Raw genomic sequence first — 17,462 nt, 5'->3', positions numbered from 1 at the left:
CTTATAAGAGGCCTGGGCTCTTTGGATATTTCTAGTCCAAGGTGATTTTGTATATAGTTTCTTATGTTCAAATAATCATTCAAATTCAAAATATATCCACCTACTTAGATTCCATTTTCCAGGTCCCATCCCAATTTTTGGGAGGATTTTGGATCAGGTATTCACAGCGCTTTACATATTCTAAAGACGGATTTGAGACATATCCCAGATTAGGTTCTAATTCTGAAGTTTTTTTAAATAAATCTTTTGCTGCGCTAAATTCTCCTCTTTCATAAACGTCTATGGCCTCCTCAAATAAACTTACCAAGGCATGTTCTTCTTTGGATGCGGTCTTCGAGTAGTTAATTGCTTCATAACATGAAATGGGAATTGTTTTTCCGTAAACATGTATTTTGTCAATAAGACGTATCGCAAATTTTTCCTTAACGTCATTCGAAATAGAACCACTAATTAGATTATCAACACCATATTTAGAGCAGGCTGTTTCCAACCTTGCAGCTGTGTTTACTGCATCTCCGATCATTGTGAGGTCGACCCTAGCTTTAACAGCACCTAGGTCACATAAAATAACATCACCAGCATTTAATCCCATTCGAATTTGAAGTGGATCTTTCTTCAATATGTGATCTGCTGAATTGAGTTCAGCTACTGCTTTTTGTATTTTGAGCACTGCAGTTATACATTTTTCATGATTTTGACCACCATCGTCATCAAACCAAAAAGCCATACATGCATCTCCCATGAACTTGTCAATGTCTCCTCCTTCCTCTGTGATAACTTCGGTAATCTTTTCAAACAGGTTATTAATTTGCGAGACTATCTCCTCTGGACTATACCGCTCACACCTTCCCGTGAATTGAACAATGTCTAAGAAGAAAATAATCGCCTTGCGTCTTTCGGCCCTGGACGAGGGAGAGATTTCACTAAGCACTGATTTTTCTAACGCTGCTTGAAAAGACGTTTTAGATACGTATCTCTGTAGCTGCTTGCTCTCACGTTCTGATTTTAGCTTCGCAATGGTTTTTTCCACAACGGCGAGTAAAGTTTCGCTAGTGAGAGGCTTGGAGATTGTATCTTTTGCTCCAGAATTTAATGCCATACGTCTATCAGCCTCATTATCCTGTGCGACTAATCCAATGAATATTAGATCAGAATTAGTGAACTCGGCTTTAGAAAATTCAGCAACATCAATTATCGAACCATCAAGCAAGTTGGTTTCTGTAAGAATCAAATCAAATAAAGTTTTTTTAAGTGCACGCTTGGCCTCACTAACACTGCCTACCACTTTTGAATAGAAACCCTGTTTATTTAAAAAATTGGCTACCATGCCAGCTTCTGCGTCGTTTTTGTCAATAATGAGAATTTTTTCTCTCAATAAAGCCTTAGACGAAAATGCCCTTGTAATTTTTTCTAATAGATCATCAAAAATCACCGGCTTTGGCATATATTCGTCAACACCTGCAGCAAAGCCCTTCTTCTGATCTTCAGCGGATCTAAGTGTGCTGGACATTATAATATGAATATCTTTTGTCGTTTCGTGAGCGCGGACTGCCGAGCAAGCCTCAAAACCATTCATGACGGGCATTTCAATATCACAGATTATAAGATCTGGTTGTTCAGAAATAGCGAGCTCTACGCCTTGCTTGCCATTATACGCTTGATTAACTGTAAACCCTTCCGATGTAAGGGGTCCAACTAGATTTTTATGCACTAGCTTTGAGTCATCTATTAGAAGAATTTTTTTCTTCCTATTGCCCACACTTTGGGATTCAGAAATGATTTCTTTCAAAGTGCATGGTGCCTGAAGAAAAGCTTCAAAAGCATTATTAGCATCATCTCGAATTAAGTGATCGAAAGACAGGAAAATAATTTTTAAATCATTAAAAAAAACACCTTTAAGTTTCTTTCCAATATCAAAAATTATTCTTTCTTTTTCATCAGATTGTAGAACCAAAGTCGTATTCGGATTATTAGCGATTGCTCTCGGGATATTTTCAATTTTTAAAAACTCGATACATTCAGAAAAACTATGTGCAGAATTAAAAAGATATTTACGAAATTCTCTATTTTCCACGCATAATAAAAAATCTGGGATCTTCTTTTTTGCTGCAATAGTCATGAAGTAATCCCCAATGAGACCGTAACTTGATCAGTGAGGCATTGCTGATCCAAATCGACCAGCAAACTGTTTAAATCGACGGGCTTGGCGAAAAAATTTTGGATCTCTTCGTTACTTATCATAGAAAGTAAATTATCTTTCGTCACATTCAATCCAGATATAACGAATATCGGGACATCTTGATATTTAGGTTGCAGTTTGAGTCTTTTAATTAATTGATAGCCATCCATTAGTGGCATTTCAATATCTATGCAAAAGGCACTTATGATTTCTTTTTCAGACAGTTTAAGTGCTTCATAGCCATCAGATGCTTGAATGATTTTATAGCCAGCATTCTCAAGAAAACTACATAACCTACTTCTCTGAAGTCTCGAATCGTCTACTATCATTACTGTATTTTGATTTCTTTGCGATCGTACTTTATCACCGCTTTCAATCTTTTCATAAACAGCCAATGCGTCAGATCTAACATTTCTCTGAGTTAATTCTATCACATTAAGAATTAGCACTAGCTTACTATTTGAAAGAATAGTACATCCGATCACGAAGGGTGCCGTTTCGATCAAGCTGCCAAGCTGTTTTAAAAGAACGTTTTGTTGCCCTAAAACGGAATCTACAATCACGCCAATTTTATTTTCGCCATCATTTAAAATTAGCAAGAAATTTTCACCATTCTCGTCAATCCGTTTAGGGTATCCCAAAAAATCAGATAGATAGTTTACTGCAACAAGTTCAGAGCGAAAATTATAGACTAAAGTTTCATTTACCCTAGCCACGTCCTTGGTTAAATTAATACGAATGATCTCATCCACATTCAAAATTGGAAATGCAAACTCATATCCATTTTCTGATACCAAAATTATTCCAACAACAGCGAGGGTTAAAGGCAGCCTCAGGGTAACCAGGGTCCCAGAATTAACAGTGCTTTGCAACTTAATTGAACCCTGCATTCTTGAAATAGATGTTTTCACCACATCCATCCCTACGCCTCTGCCCGACAGTTCTGTGACAAATTCAGCTGAAGAAAATCCAGGTTCAAATATTAAATCTAATATTTCTTTTTCTGATAGACTTGCTTTTTGACTCTCCGAAATAAGTCCCTTATCCAGAGCCTTTTTCAAAATAACATTTGAATCAATGCCTTTTCCATCATCTTCAATTTCTATGACTGCGTTCGACCCCATATAATAAGCTCGCAAATTAATTTTGCCAACCTCTTCTTTATTCATCTCAATACGTTTTTGAGGCTCTTCAATTCCATGGTCAATGGAATTTCTAATCAGATGAAGCAAAGGATCAGAAAGTTGATTAATCAATATTTTATCTAGTTCTGTCTCATTGCCAGATATCTTAAGATCAACGCGCTTTCCAATTTGACGTGCAATATCTCTTACCTGCGCAGGAAACCGATTAAATAAAGTGGAAATAGGCACCATACGAAAATTCATTGCGCCACTTTGAAGGCGCGAACTTAACACTTCTAAATCTTCAACATTTTTTTGGATATTTCTGTTTTGTATAGACAATTTCTCAATGCCAACAACCAAATCGGATTGTCGCGCAAATACAGATTCAGTATGATTTTTATTTTTGAAATTTTCTAACAGTTCTTCATCATAAATTTGTGAATCCTTATTAAAATTTTTTTCAATTAGTCCGAAATCTACATTTTTAATCAACCAATTATCAAAATCTTTTTTGAGCGCTTCTATAGTCTTATCCATAAAATTTATCGCATCAGATAAATTATTTTTATCGTTTTCAAGTCGAATTCTTGTTATGTATACTTCCGATGAGGCGTTTAATACACTATCAAGCTTTTCCGCAGAAACTTTAATTGAATCATCGCGGAGTACTCTGGCGCTCTTCGAAGAATCCCCGTCTGATAAATTTTGTTTTTCTTGGTTTGTAGATGTCTCGTTTATATTTTTGGAAATGTCTGTATTTGTTGACTTTTTAATTGATATACTCGAAGCAACATTACCTCTCAATTTAAGAATCAAATCATTTACTTTTGTGTTGATCGGCTCCCTACTAGCAACTTCTTCGGTGATGTTGTGTATTCTTTTTACACAGTCCAAAGCCACATCAATCATGTTAGCATCAAGAGTTTTGCGGTTAGATCGAACCTCATCTAGCACCGTTTCAAGTTCATGAGATAGCTTTTCAATTTTTTTAATTTCCAATAGGCGCGAACCACCTTTAATTGTATGAACCGCGCGAAAAAGTTCATTAATAAGATCTTTAGAGGTCGGATTATTCTCCAGTTCGATCAATAAATTTTCGCTTTTTTGTAGACTGTCCCAAACCTCTTCACAAAAATCGCTGATCAACCCAATTCTTTCTGGATCTATAATTATTTTTTCAGGTACCTCTTCCGTATCTATTTCAACGAAAATATCGTCGGAAAGATTGGTCGGAGCAATATCCGAAGGTGTTTCTAAAGCAATTTGTGATACCAATGCAGCGCGGTTTTCCCTTTTTTCACGTTTTTGGCGCTCTACCAGCTCTATAGCACTTTTTAAATAAATTGCACATTCACCTACTACATCTGAAATGTCAGTTTCTAAGGAATTGCCAGAAACTAGATCCTCACAGACTTCAATTAATTTTTCCACTATTAACCCAGTGAGGTAAATCATAGAATGATCTGAATAACTATGAAATTGGCGCGCTAAATCAGCAATTAATTCAGCAAGTGACCCCAGGTGGTGTATTTTTTCAGACTTTATTATTTTTCCAAAGCCTGCAATATAATGGCTGCTGACGTAGGCATCATCGAACAAGTCGCCATTCTCTGGATCTGCGGTTTCTAAATTTGCTAAGTTGTTTTGAATCTGATTTGCTCTTGATAAAATAGATACTGCTAGATACTCGTCCCCCTCAAGTAGAGAAACTGACTCGGAAATTGAATCCATGGGCCAGCTTTGTAACGAATGTTCACCGTTTAATAGCATATGCTTACTTGCCTCTAATTAAACGTCAGTATCTTCCAAAGTCTTGTTGCTGACTATCGCGCTTAAGCGCTACTGGATTGCTTTGATTATTCTCAAGCTCTTTTTTTGTTTCAATAGGATCAAGTAGAGATCGTCCAGGAATATTCTCTGCCTCGTTGGTTTGGTTCTCGGCAAGCTTAAACTGATGAACTAAATTTTTTAGATTAGGAATGATTTCAGAAAGCTCATTGGCAGTGATTGAAAGATCTGATGAAACTGCGGCATTTTGTTGGATCACTGCATCCAATGTTTTTATCGCACCATTTATCTGATCGGCACCAATCGACTGCTCTTTGGACGAAGCGCTAATATTTTGAACTAAGTCTTGCGTTTTTTTGATCTCCGGCAGAAGATCGTCCAGCATTTGATTAGTATGATCCGCTACTTGTTTTCCGTCAGACGAAGATTTTTCAATTGCAGAAGCAGCGTTCTTACTAAGTTCAGCAAGCTTTGACACTTCGGACGCCACAACCGCAAAACCTTTGCCGTGTTCGCCTGCTCGCGCTGCCTCAACGGAAGCATTTAATGCAAGTAGTTCAATTTTTCGAGTAATCTCTCCAACTATTGCTATCTTTTCGAAAATATCCTTCATAGCGTCTGATGTTTTTTTCATTGCTTGAGAACATTCTGAAGCGTTTTCAGCCAAAATTTTAGCTGTTTCATCAGTTTCCTGAGAGTTTCGAGCATTTTCATTAATCGTGCTGGCCATTTCATCCATCGACGCAGAAGTTTCCTGTACTGAACTAGCTTGTTGGTTCGTTCCATCAGTCACCTGATCAGCAGTAACTTTCAGACTAGAGGAATTCTCGGATATCTTATCAATTACCACCACCATAGCCGTTATAACCTCTACGATCTTTTCCCTCATTTTTTCAGTAGATAAAAGTAGCTGACTGATTTCATCATTCCCCAGGGCAACAATTTCTAATGAAAGGTCTCCGTTCGTTATTGAGTCCACCGCTTCGTTAGCCCTGCGCAATTTCTTCTTGATCCCTGCGGTTAGCAAAAGGCCGAAAGTAAGCGCTACCAATGTCGAAGCTACGGCTACAGTCAGAGTAACATAAATGGACTGTGTTTTTGCTCGCGCCATCGCGGTAAAAGCTTCATTTTTCGCAAGATCAATATCGCGAAATACATTATCGCTTTTTTCCGACAGTTCTCGCTGAGACGTATCTAATTTAAGGTTTGAGCGTTTTATCTTTTTAATTAAATTTTCTCTTAGCTCTATGTTGTTGGCTGACATGTATTCTAAGCTGGTTTCAGGAACCAAGTATGCAAATGAGTGACGTTCTAAGGCCGCATTTGCCAATGCTAACTGACCAACACTGATTGAAGAATAGTCTTTTTTTATCATTATGAGCGAAGCTTTAAGCCGTCTATAAATTGTCAAAACATCTTTTTCTATTGGAGGAAATATTATGTTTTGAAGTCGTTTACTTATCGTTATTTCTTCAGATGCTTTTTTATTACGAAGTCCTGATGGCGGTAAAACTTTTTCTATTATTGAAATCGCATTTTCGACTTCTTTCAAACCGCCTTCATATTGTAATTTGGCGCGAGTGACTCCGTTTGTAAAATTTTGTTTACTCTTCTCCTCGTCTTCACCACTTTGCTCGGCTAGATACAGGCCAAGCACAGCGCCAACTACGCTATTGGTTGACTGGGAGACACCAGCATCCATGTTGTACAAACTGGCTTCAAGAATGGCTTCAATCTTAGTCAAACGATCTATTTTTATGCCAATTGCATTAATTACGTAAACAGAATACCCGCCAAAGGAAGCGAGTAATAACGCTAAACTCAGCACTAGCATTAGTATTTTGGCTGTTATGCTAATTCTAAAAAACTTCTTATCCGCTTCCATCTCCCAAACCTCGCTAAGATATGTCACTGACACTATAGACCTGAAAAAATATCACAATTGATTTCTCCTATAATTTATTAAGCTCTCGGAATTCAAAAATAATTCTGGCTTCATGATTAATTTCAACTCATCAACTTCATCAACAAAATAAGGAAAAAATTGTGCTACTCGTTCAGAAAATACTTTTTCTGATTCTTGAAATACGCTCTTATCTATCGACTGGATTCCAATTAATTCATCAACGCACAAAGCAAAATCTAAACCCGACTCGTTAATCACAATGAACTTATTTCGTTCATCGATGACAATCTGGTCTGAGCCGAGGTCGCCGGATAAATCAATGCAAGCGATTACTTGACCCCGCAAGTTTATTAGACCGCGGATAAATTCAGCAACTTTATACAAAGGCGTAACCTCAAATCCCTCAATAACCTCCAACACCTTATTAATTTCAATTGCAATGTAACTTTCTCTAATTTTCCCAACAAGGTAATCAACTGAACCATTTGTTGACATGGTTTTTGAAAAGCGATCTTGATCAGAAGCAGAACTTTTATGCGCTGAAATTTGGCCTTTTAATTCCCGGTAAACTGCTTTTGCTATTTTTTTAGGTGAAAAAATATAAAGGTTTGATCCGTCATGCCAAACAATTTCGTCCAAAAAATCATCTATATCTCCGCGCTTTTGCATGTCGCTCATATCGCTCGGTAAGGTTACAAGGCCTTTGTATGTGCTCATAGTAAGAGCAAATATAATTTTACCATAAGTAATTGTTATTATAGTATTATTTAAATTCCCATTCATTTCGCCGGGTTCTTTTAAATAAGCGCTTTCACTGTCAAAAATTGGTACCAATTTACCTCGATATTCACACGTACCTACACACGAGCGTATGAAACCATTTAATTCAGAAACAGGCCCATAGTCATTGGTAACTTCAGTAACAAATCTTACCGGAATACCAAAATTTTTATTACCCGCTTCAAAAACAAAAATTTCACTAGCATAATTCTTTTCCACCAAAAAACCATTATTATCTTCGTCGCCATTATCTTTTTTTTCATCACTAATGATTTTTTTCTTGTCAGACTGTTCTAAATTCGCTTTTGGTTTTTTAGCAGTGTCGTTCTCATCCAACTCACTAAAACTTAATTCATTGTTTTCATCAATTAGGTCCGAACTGGGCAGGGCGGCGACTAACTGATTGAATTTCCTTTCTGAGATATCTTTAGGAGAAACTTTATCAAATTTTTTAGCCAATTATCATCTCCTTATTATATTGAATATAAGTTAATAATTCATTTGTAAGATCACGGAGCTCGCCCTCTGCCACTCGATTATAACCAATTATTGAAACCATATTTACATTCGTTTCCGAAAAACAAACTCGTTGTGATACGCTTGTTTTCGCAACCAGAACTCCATCCTCACTTAATTGTTGTTTGATATGGGACAAGATCTGGCTCCTTTTATTTACGCCATTTAAAACTGCCAGAAGTGGGACCTTTTTAAGCTCATGCTGAGATTTTTCCAGAAAAATTTGTATCCAACCTTGACCAACGATATCATCCCTCGAGCTACGACACGGCACCAAAACCAACGAAGATACACGAAGGAAGCCAGCTAATTCTTTATTTAAGCTGCCTTGAGTGTCTATTAGCACAAAATCATAATCAAGCTCTACAAATTTTTCAGGATCCAAAATTTCATTACAAGTCACCTGAGATAACAAAGGATCTTTCGTATTTATTATCCAATCAGACGTCGATTTTTGCGGATCTGCGTCAATAACGCAAACGTCAAACTTTAATTTAGTAAGCATAGCCGCGATATTTACACAAAGTGTGGACTTTCCACTGCCCCCTTTAATGTTTGCAAAGGTAACTACTTTTGCCATGGATCAATTCCCCTTACCTGTAGATGTCGCATCATTCGAGCCATTTGAAAACTTTAGATTCAAATTGTTGATCGATCAATGTTTACCAAAATCCTTCGCGCAGGCCCACATTATTGAATGTATGTGAATTATAGAGCACTATCAGCGACTAGACCACTTTGAAGATGACTAATGGTATAGTAGGGTACTGTCAGACTAATGAGAACTCGCATCGGATTGCTGGCGCAGCCTGAGGCTATGCGCTTAATAGTGGGCGCCACTCAGCAAGAGCAGCGGTTCGATTGAGCTTGAAGTTCGAGGCTGTAGCAATCACGATTTAAGTTCTCCTTTTATTTCATTGAAGCTTATCCAGAAGTCAGACTTACCGCAGAGCTTATATGCCAACGCTTCGCTTGACAGATAGATAGGCAGAAACGAGAGGCCCTCTTTGCGAATAAGCACGCCAGCTATGCTGTCCCTGAGGAGCCAAGCGGCCTGTATAAGCTCTTTTATGTTTGAAAGACGTGCGCTGGTGACGGCCGGACCAGTACCCCACACACGGGCGCATGATCGGTATAAAGCTGGCCCTAGGGTAGCACCGTAGACATGGGACAAGTGTTGCTCTGCCTTTTGGTCGCTGTTGGTACGGATTTCAGTAAGTTGATGTTTGTCCAGGAATGCTCATTTGTTACAATATGAGAGCCATACACAGTGTTTCCGTCTGACCCGAGGAACTCAAACATTGTTCCCGTGCTTACATTCCAGCCGTTTACATTCATTCCAAAAAGTGTTGTTTGGCCAATAGCTTGAGTGCCGGCATCCGCGTCTCAGGTTGGGTCGGAAGTGTGTCCTTGCTGATTGGTCCGACCAACACCAAACATATCATCTAGAATATTATCGTGGGCACCGTTATTATCTGTGTAATTCAGCCTTTCTTCGAGCGTGACGCCGCTCGTATAGGTGAACGTAGGAGCGGAGGTCCAGGTGCCCCCAAGACTGTAGACTGTTACTGTTGGCATTTTTATTTATCCTCTTATATACAGCTCTGTTAGCAATTCGTACACTTGACTCGTTTCACTCCATGATTAGTGGGCTGTAAATATGATATGTACGCGCTTGGCAATTTTCTCATTTCGCCTATCGAAACATAAAGTGATAAAATACGTTCCAGTCTCGCTCAACCACCCATTCCCCTGTTTGGCGCTTTGTGTCGCGTAACGCCTGCATGGACAGCCATATGTGGCCTGATGGTTGAACCACCACAACCTCCCTGCCCCATTACGCGCAGCCTTGGTGCGGATTTCCAGGCAGGGCCGCATCCGTGAACAGCTTGTTCCGATAAGACGCACCGTAGGGGATGGATGTGCCTGGGCGGGCGCATCTATGCGGCAGTGTGATCACTGAAGCACCAAAGCATTCGTATTGAAGTCATTGCAGCCAAGGTGATAGGAGGTCGACTCTATCAACCTGAACCCGACGGAGCGCTTGTGACGACACCCAATGAAAATGACATCATCGATCTTTTCGTGATCGGCGGCGGCATCAACGGCTGCGGTATTGCGCGCGATGCAGCCGGGCGCGGTTTGCGTGTTGAGCTTGCAGAAATGAACGACTTGGCCGCGGCAACCTCATCGGCTTCAACCAAACTGTTTCACGGTGGCCTGCGTTATCTTGAATATTGGGAACTGCGGCTGGTGCGCGAGGCGCTGGTGGAGCGTGAAACCCTGCTCAAAGCCATGCCCCATATTTCCTGGCCCATGCGTTTTGTGCTCCCCTATCACAAAGACATGCGATTTGAGAGCAACACACCAACCTCAAAACTTCTCAACGCCCTCATGCCCTGGATGAAAGGGCGTCGCCCGGCTTGGCTCATTCGCCTCGGCCTGTTTCTATACGACAGGCTTGGCGGAAGAAAAATATTGCCGCCAACACGGGCGATTGATTTGCGCCATGGTCCAGAAGGCGCGCCTTTGAAAGACCGTTTTACAAAAGCTTATGAATATTCTGATTGCTGGGTCGAGGACAGCCGTTTGGTTGTATTAAATGCCCGCGATGCAGCAGCGCGCGGCGCGCGCATCACCACCCGAACCAAAGTCACGATGGCCCAAGTGGTGGACGGCATCTGGCACGTCACACTGCAAGACCAAAACAGCAGCGCGCGCCGGATTGTGCGGGCGCAGGTTTTGGTCAACGCCAGAGGGCCCTGGGTTGAAAACATCATTCGCAACACCACCGGCCTTAACACCAAAGAAGGGGTGCGCCTGGTGCGGGGCAGTCACATCATAACCCGCAAGCTTTACGATCATGACAAATGCTATTTTTTCCAAGGGGAAGATGGTCGCATCATTTTCACAATTCCCTATGAAACTGATTTCACTTTGATTGGCACAACGGATATTGACCATCAAGATCTTGCGGAAAAACCGGTCTGTAGCCCCGAAGAGTAAGACTATTTACTGCAACTTGCCTCAACCTATCTCAAAACATCCGTCACCGCTGACGACGTGGTGGCCACCTACTCCGGCGTGCGACCGCTCTACAACGATGCGGCCAGCTCCGCGACGGCCGCCACACGAGACTATGTATTAAAGCTCGACAAAACTGCCGGAGCGCCAATGTTAAACGTCTTTGGCGGGAAAATTACGACCTACCGCAAACTGGCAGAACAGGCCTTGCAGCAGATTTCGGACGACACCCCGCAGATAGGGCAAGCTTGGACCGCAGGGGTCGCTCTGCCCGGCGGCGATTTTCCAGTGGGCGGGGTGGATGATCTCATCCAACAGCTGATCAAAAAATTCCCCTTTTTGACGCCGCCTTGGGCGAGAAGATTGGTCAAAGCCTATGGGAACGAGGCTTTTGATGTCTTGGGCGCAGCCACAGTTTCCACAGACTTGGGGGAAGATTTTGGGGCCAGTTTGACGGCGCGCGAAGTTGCTTGGTTGATGGACAAAGAATTTGCACAGACCGCCGAAGACGTGATCTGGCGCCGCAGTAAACTAGGGCTGCGGCTCAGCGATGCACAGATTGAGAGGTTGCAGAACTGGATGCAGCACCGATTGGGCGCGCGCGGGACCTAGCAGCCAAGTTTGCGCGGCCAATCGCAGGGCCCGCAAGCCCCCCCTGCAAACACATACACTTTTGGTTTTATGTGCAAAAGCAATCCATTGTTCGCGCAGTGGCTGAGCACGGCCCTTGTGTTTTGTGAGGTGATATATCATTTTAGATCTATGATTAAGACTCAACTCATTTCACTGCTTATGTTCCTATGCGGCTGGACCTATATCGCGGCCGATCAGGTTGATTTTTCTGACGGCTGGCGTGAACAGCGTTTTTCATTATTTTCTAGCAACGAATTTGAACCAAGCGGCGAAACCCTGGGGATCGGTTCGGATGGGACCGTCTCAATGTTCTGGAGCCGCCTACCAGCCAGGCTCTGGGGCAGCAATCAGGCGCGTTGGGATTGGGAGGTCACCTCATCCGTGCCGCCCACAGACCTGACACTCAAAGGCGGTGATGATCGAAATTTGTCAGTTTATTTTGTGTTCATGCCGGAGACCTCAATACCAGCGGCAAATGCAAAACTCACAGATCTACTTGGCGATGACAGCGCCCGCATATTGATGTATGTTTGGGGGGGCAATCACATGCGCGGAGACATATTGCCAACGCCCTATCTAAATGAGCTCGGCAGAACCCTCATTTTGCGACCGGCCAGCACCGGGCAGGCAAGCGAACGGGTCAACCTAAGAGCCGATTTCCAACGCGCCTTTGGCACAGAGCCCACAGGTCTCGTCGGCATTGCCATTTCAGCCGACAGTGATGACACCGATACACAGATCAGGGCGCGCGTCTCCAATCTGCGTGTCGAAACAGCGCGTTGAACCTACCTATCCCACCGCGCGGCGTGCAAGCTCCGGTGACATAGGCGGGCGATCCCATGGGCAGAGATTAGCCTGGATTTTGTGCCAAAAACTCTTTCATGCGCGTCAGCGCACGGGTGATGTTTTCCTGGCTATTGGCATAGGAAATACGAATGTACCCCTCCCCCAGCGTGCCGAAATCCGGCCCCCCAATCGTGGCCACACCCGTTTGCTCAAGCAGCTCGCTGGCCAATTGCTTAGCTTTCCAGCCGGTTTGGGAGACATTGGGAAAGGCATAAAAGGCGCCCTTCGGCGTGATGCAAGAGACCCCGGGGATGTCATTGAGCTGCGTGACCACCGATTTGCGCCGCGCGTCGAACTGCGCCACCATCTCTCCGACTGCAGTTTGTGGACCGGTCAACGCCTCCAGTGCTGCATATTGCGCGGGTGCATTGACGCAAGACCATGCATTCACGGCCAATTTTCGGGCCATGTTGTACAATCTATCCGGCCAAATCGAATAACCCAATCGCCAGCCCGTCATCGCATAGGTCTTTGACCAACCATTGAGCACAATCAACCGGTCGCGAATTTCGGGGTAGGTCAATAGGCTGACATGCTGCTCCCCATCATAGAGCATTTGGTCATAAATTTCGTCAGACAGGATCGCCACATCTGGATAATCCGCAAGACCGGCCACCAATTTATCAATTTCCGCCTTCGGGGTGATGCCGCCGCAAGGATTGGCCGGGGAGTTTAGAATGATCAACCGTGTGTTGGGACCAATCAGCTTCAATGTCTCCTCCGCGGAAAACGCAAACCCATTCTCCTCGCGGATCGGAATGGCAACGGGAGTTGCTCCGGTATACTCAATCATCGAACGATAGATTGGGAAGCCCGGATCAGGATACAATATATCCCCACCAGCTTCGCCAAACATCAAGATCGCGGTGAACATCGTCACCTTCCCCCCCGGCACGACCAGCACATTGGCCGGGCTGACCTCGGTGTTATATCGGCGGTGCAAATCCGCACTGACCGCTTCGCGCAGCGGCAAAATTCCAGTCGCATCCGTGTAGCCATGATGCCCATCGCGCAGGGCTTTAACCGCCGCTTCAACGATATTTTCAGGCGTCGGGAAATCCGGTTGACCGATTCCAAGGTTGATGACATCCATGCCACCCGCGGCCAAAACCCCCGCGCGGCCCAAGACGGCAAACGCATTCTCTTCACCAATTCGATCGAAATTTGAAACTGTCTTCATGTTGAACCCTTTATGCCTCTTGGTGTGATATACGGGCGGACCGCTTTACCGGCAAGGATGCGATTGCAACGGGTAAAATGTCCAGCTCCTAAGTGATCTATTTATGCGCAAACGAGCGCAGCTTATGTTTGCGCAAAATGCTCTGGTGCAATGTGCGCAGAAATGCTCGCCCGTGGTTTTCGCCGCAGGCCTGAGACCCAAGGCCCGCAAACTCTTTCTAGGATCCCGCGGCGCCTTGGCCAGCGCGGCGGCCAAAAACAGCACCGGAGGTCAAACCCGAACCACCGGGATAGCCGGCATAAAAAACACCGCCCAGAATTTCGCCGCAGGCAAATAACCCTTTGATGTGATCGCCGCCGCCTGTCAGCACCCTGCCCTCCGCATCCACCTTTAAACCGCCATAGGTGAATGTGATGCCTCCCGTAACCGGATAAGCGTAGAAAGGGCCTTGATCGAGAGTTTGTGCCCAATTTGATTTTGGAGGGTTCAGGCCGACTGTCGCCTTTCCATCCAAAACTGTGGGATCAAAACCCGTCGTTTGATCTACAGCCGCGTTATAGCGCGCTAAGGTTTCACTTGCGGCCGCCTGATCCACACCGCTCATCTGCGCGATCAGATCCTCCAGCCGATCTGCTTTGACAAAATGCGCATCTTTGAAACGGTACTCATCGTAGAGCAGGTCATAGGTTTTGCTGTCAAAGACCTGCCACGCAAATTGGCCGGGCTGTTCTAGAATGGCCGCGCCATATTGCGCATAGGTGTAATTGCGAAAATTGGCGCCCTCATCCACAAAGCGCGCGCCATGGGCATTGAGCATGACCCCCAGGAAATAGGAAATCTTTCGATAGTTCTTGCGTTCACCCGGTGGCAACTCAAGATTGCCAAAATCGGCCATATGCAGATCCATCGGCGTCGCGTGGCAGCCAGAGTAAAGCCCGTAATCCGCCGCGCCAAGTTCCAGCGCCATGAGAAGACCATCACCCGTATTATGCGGGGTTCCGCGCACCTTCGCCGCTTCCCAATTCTCTCCCATATGCTTGACCCGCAGCGCGCCATTGGCCTCAAAGCCGCCACAGGCCAGGATAACAGCGTCCGCAAGCAGCCGCTCTTGCCCAATCTGCACACCGCAGACACGCCCCGCGTCAGTGACCAAACCAGTGACCGCACTGTTGTAACGGACCGTTCCCCCGAGCCGCTCAACTGCCGCCAATTCCATATCAAATAGGCCAACACCTTCATTTTCTGCCGCCAAGGTTAAACCGCCCCAAAAGACATGACGGCCATCTTTTTCAAAACTCTGCCGGCTGTAGATGGGTTCAAATTTCACACCATGCGAGGCCAGCCAGCGCAGCGTTGCCCCGGACTGATGGACCAGTGCCTCCTGCTCTTCGGACAAGGGCCGCCCATCATTAAACCCCAGCAGGTCATTGGCAAATTTTTCTGTCGTGTAGCTGCCAAAATCTGCCCTCTTCACCCGCGGATCCTCTGGGTTGCGCAGCAGCGGCAATAGATCGTCAGCGCCATCATAGGCAAACCGCATCGCCCCTGCTGTGTATTTTGTATTGCCACCCGATAAGGATTTATCAGCCTTTTCCAGAAGCGTAACACGAGCACCGCCTTCCAAAGCGGCGAGCGCTGCACAAAGGGCGGCATTTCCAGTTCCAACAACGATGACAGATTTTGACATTGGCTTTCCCATTTGACTGAAGTATTGTATCCAGGTGGATACAATTTAGGCCTCTTTAAAATGACCAAAACAGAATTGCAAGTTATGTCCCAAGGAGAAGCTGCCTATCATCGGCTTTACGAGGCCATACGCTCCGGCGATTTCCGCCCCGGCGACAGATTGCGCGAGATTGAGGTGGCCAAGAGGTTGGACCTGTCTCGCACGCCCGTGCGTGAAGCCCTGCGCAAGCTCGAAAGCGACGGGATTGTCGAACATCGCCCCCGGTTAGGAGCCGTGATCCGCACCCTGACCCCCTCCGAAGTTGTTGAACTTTACGAAATGCGGCTTGTTCTTGAGCGCACAGCGGCACAGATGGCTGCAAAACATGCCAATGATGCTGAGATTGACCTGCTCAATGACCTAAATGATCAAATTGCAGCGCTCGGCGATGACACGCAACAGGCTGCGGCCTTAAATCAAGATTTCCACCATCGCATTTATCTGGCCAGTCGCAACCGCTTTTTATTGGCCTCGGCCCGGGGGCTCAACAATGCGCTCATGCTGTTGGGGCCCACAACTTTGGATGATGAAACGCGTATAAAAACCGTGAGCGCGCAACATGCTCGGATCATAGAGGCGATCCGAGCGGGCGATCAAACAGCAGCTGGCGATGCGGCCGAGGCCCATTTGCAAACCTCTTTGCGCCACAGGCTCAAGGGGCTGGACCGATGAGCGCGCATCTCTACGCCTATACGGTCGCGGGTCTCGGCGTCCTTGCGTTCAAATTTTTGCATCTGCCGCTGCCTTGGCTCTTAGGGCCAATCTTTTCTTGCTTGATTGCCGCCCTGCTCGGCGTGCCCATGCGTGGGTTCAAAGTGATCAATGAGGCGATGCGCAGTATTCTCGGCGTGGCCGTGGGCGCTACATTTTCCCTTTCGCTGCTGGTCTCCATGGGCGGCATGTGGCCGACGCTTTTGTTGATCCCGGTGATGACCACTTGCATTGGACTCGTTGGCGTTTTTTACTTCCAGCGTCTATGGGGGTTTGATTTTGCCACCAGCTATTATTCTGCAATGCCAGGCGGCCTACAGGACATGCTCGTTTTTGGCGAAGAGGCAGGCGGCAATCTGCGCACACTCGCGCTCGTTCACGCCACGCGGGTCTTGGTCATCGTGGTGACCCTGCCTTTTCTACTGACCTGGATTTGGAACGCGGATCTAACCAACCCCCCGGGCGCTCCGGCCGCCAGTATTGCGCTCTCACAGCTTGGGTGGATGATTTTCTGCGGGCTGGTTGGCTGGCAGCTGGCAAAACGTGCCGGCATGTTTGGAGCCTCAATCCTTGGGCCACTTTTGCTGGCTGCGCTCTTGTCCCTTACAGGCGTCCTACAACACCGCCCTCCGTCAGAAGCCATTTGGGCGGCACAATTTTTTATCGGAATGAGCGTCGGGTGCAAATACGCCGGCGTCACCATGGCCGAAATCAGACGGGATGTGACGGCCGGGCTTGGGTTTTGCGTGCTGCTATTGTTACTGGCTGTCATCTTCGCCGAAGTGATCCACCTGGCAGGGCTGGCGCCACCTTTGGAGACCGTTCTTGCCTTCGCGCCGGGCGGACAAGCGGAATTGACCGTGCTTGCGCTCATTGTAGGGGCAGATATGGCCTTTGTGGTGGCCCATCATGTCTTGCGAATATTTATCGTCATTCTGGGTGCGCCGTTCTTTGCGCGCCTGTTCCGCCCGAAAACTGGCGCCCGAAAGCCCTAAGCAAACCCTCTGACTATGCCATTTCTAAACAGAAATCAGGGCCGCGCCTGC

At 45.4% G+C, this 17,462-nt stretch carries 10 protein-coding genes and 1 pseudogene; 4 read left to right on the top strand and 7 right to left on the bottom strand.

The features are described from left to right. Positions 1–100: 100 nt before the first annotated feature. The 5 genes from RCA23_RS05920 to RCA23_RS05900 all read right to left on the bottom strand — a co-directional run bounded on the left by RCA23_RS05920 (position 101) and on the right by RCA23_RS05900 (position 8,876). Complete coding sequence (locus RCA23_RS05920) at positions 101–2,119, bottom strand: response regulator (RefSeq protein WP_044049530.1); 2,019 nt, start codon at positions 2,117–2,119, stop codon at positions 101–103. Continuing rightward, positions 2,116–5,037, bottom strand: coding sequence for a chemotaxis protein CheW (locus tag RCA23_RS05915; protein ID WP_169701347.1), 2,922 nt, complete (start codon positions 5,035–5,037; stop codon positions 2,116–2,118). The genes RCA23_RS05920 and RCA23_RS05915 overlap by 4 nt, the downstream gene beginning before the upstream one ends. A 64-nt stretch (positions 5,038–5,101) precedes the next feature. Then, positions 5,102–6,979, bottom strand: a complete 1,878-nt coding sequence (locus RCA23_RS15955; RefSeq protein ID WP_052377062.1) for a methyl-accepting chemotaxis protein — start codon at positions 6,977–6,979, stop codon at positions 5,102–5,104. A gap of 51 nt (positions 6,980–7,030) precedes the next feature. Further along, positions 7,031–8,239 (bottom strand): chemotaxis protein CheW, encoded by a 1,209-nt coding sequence (locus RCA23_RS05905; protein ID WP_044049528.1) that lies wholly within the window; start codon positions 8,237–8,239, stop codon positions 7,031–7,033. Continuing rightward, on the bottom strand, positions 8,232–8,876 hold the full coding sequence (locus RCA23_RS05900) for a ParA family protein (RefSeq protein WP_044049527.1): 645 nt from the start codon (positions 8,874–8,876) through the stop codon (positions 8,232–8,234). The genes RCA23_RS05905 and RCA23_RS05900 overlap by 8 nt, the downstream gene beginning before the upstream one ends. A gap of 1,466 nt (positions 8,877–10,342) precedes the next feature. On the opposite strand from RCA23_RS05900, the pseudogene glpD reads away from it, so the two are divergent. Both glpD and RCA23_RS05885 read left to right on the top strand, forming a co-directional pair. Beyond that, a pseudogene (gene glpD / locus RCA23_RS05890) lies at positions 10,343–11,932 on the top strand (glycerol-3-phosphate dehydrogenase). A gap of 150 nt (positions 11,933–12,082) precedes the next feature. Next, positions 12,083–12,736 (top strand): DUF3047 domain-containing protein, encoded by a 654-nt coding sequence (locus tag RCA23_RS05885; RefSeq protein WP_044051337.1) that lies wholly within the window; start codon positions 12,083–12,085, stop codon positions 12,734–12,736. Between the two features lie 67 nt (positions 12,737–12,803). Here RCA23_RS05885 and RCA23_RS05880 read toward each other — a convergent pair whose 3' ends face one another. Together RCA23_RS05880 and tcuA are read right to left on the bottom strand one after the other, a co-directional pair. Then, positions 12,804–13,979 (bottom strand): pyridoxal phosphate-dependent aminotransferase, encoded by a 1,176-nt coding sequence (locus RCA23_RS05880; RefSeq protein WP_044049525.1) that lies wholly within the window; start codon positions 13,977–13,979, stop codon positions 12,804–12,806. Between the two features lie 217 nt (positions 13,980–14,196). Continuing rightward, a complete protein-coding gene (gene tcuA, locus RCA23_RS05875) occupies positions 14,197–15,678 on the bottom strand; it encodes an FAD-dependent tricarballylate dehydrogenase TcuA (RefSeq protein ID WP_044049524.1) in 1,482 nt (493 codons plus the stop codon). Between the two features lie 48 nt (positions 15,679–15,726). On the opposite strand from tcuA, the gene RCA23_RS05870 reads away from it, so the two are divergent. Both RCA23_RS05870 and RCA23_RS05865 read left to right on the top strand, forming a co-directional pair. Then, positions 15,727–16,377, top strand: coding sequence for a GntR family transcriptional regulator (locus RCA23_RS05870; protein ID WP_044049523.1), 651 nt, complete (start codon positions 15,727–15,729; stop codon positions 16,375–16,377). Next, the gene (locus tag RCA23_RS05865; RefSeq protein WP_044049522.1) at positions 16,374–17,411 is read left to right on the top strand and encodes an AbrB family transcriptional regulator; all 1,038 of its coding nucleotides are present in this window, start codon (positions 16,374–16,376) and stop codon (positions 17,409–17,411) included. The genes RCA23_RS05870 and RCA23_RS05865 overlap by 4 nt, the downstream gene beginning before the upstream one ends. The last annotated feature ends 51 nt before the right edge of the window (positions 17,412–17,462 follow it).

The organism is Planktomarina temperata RCA23 (assembly GCF_000738435.1).
In the GTDB taxonomy this organism is placed as follows: domain Bacteria; phylum Pseudomonadota; class Alphaproteobacteria; order Rhodobacterales; family Rhodobacteraceae; genus Planktomarina; species Planktomarina temperata.
This window is presented reverse-complemented; position numbering and strand designations above follow the sequence as displayed.

What these genes read in the sequence shown, in the direction of transcription:
- RCA23_RS05920 (WP_044049530.1), bottom strand. Translation starts at nt 2,119, where the DNA reads ATGACTATTGCAGCAAAAAAGAAGATCCCAGATTTTTTATTATGCGTG.
- RCA23_RS05865 (WP_044049522.1), top strand. Translation starts at nt 16,374, where the DNA reads ATGAGCGCGCATCTCTACGCCTATACGGTCGCGGGTCTCGGCGTCCTT.
- RCA23_RS15955 (WP_052377062.1), bottom strand. Translation starts at nt 6,979, where the DNA reads ATGGAAGCGGATAAGAAGTTTTTTAGAATTAGCATAACAGCCAAAATA.
- RCA23_RS05870 (WP_044049523.1), top strand. Translation starts at nt 15,727, where the DNA reads ATGACCAAAACAGAATTGCAAGTTATGTCCCAAGGAGAAGCTGCCTAT.
- RCA23_RS05885 (WP_044051337.1), top strand. Translation starts at nt 12,083, where the DNA reads ATGATTAAGACTCAACTCATTTCACTGCTTATGTTCCTATGCGGCTGG.
- tcuA (WP_044049524.1), bottom strand. Translation starts at nt 15,678, where the DNA reads ATGGGAAAGCCAATGTCAAAATCTGTCATCGTTGTTGGAACTGGAAAT.
- RCA23_RS05915 (WP_169701347.1), bottom strand. Translation starts at nt 5,037, where the DNA reads ATGGATTCAATTTCCGAGTCAGTTTCTCTACTTGAGGGGGACGAGTAT.
- RCA23_RS05900 (WP_044049527.1), bottom strand. Translation starts at nt 8,876, where the DNA reads ATGGCAAAAGTAGTTACCTTTGCAAACATTAAAGGGGGCAGTGGAAAG.
- RCA23_RS05880 (WP_044049525.1), bottom strand. Translation starts at nt 13,979, where the DNA reads ATGAAGACAGTTTCAAATTTCGATCGAATTGGTGAAGAGAATGCGTTT.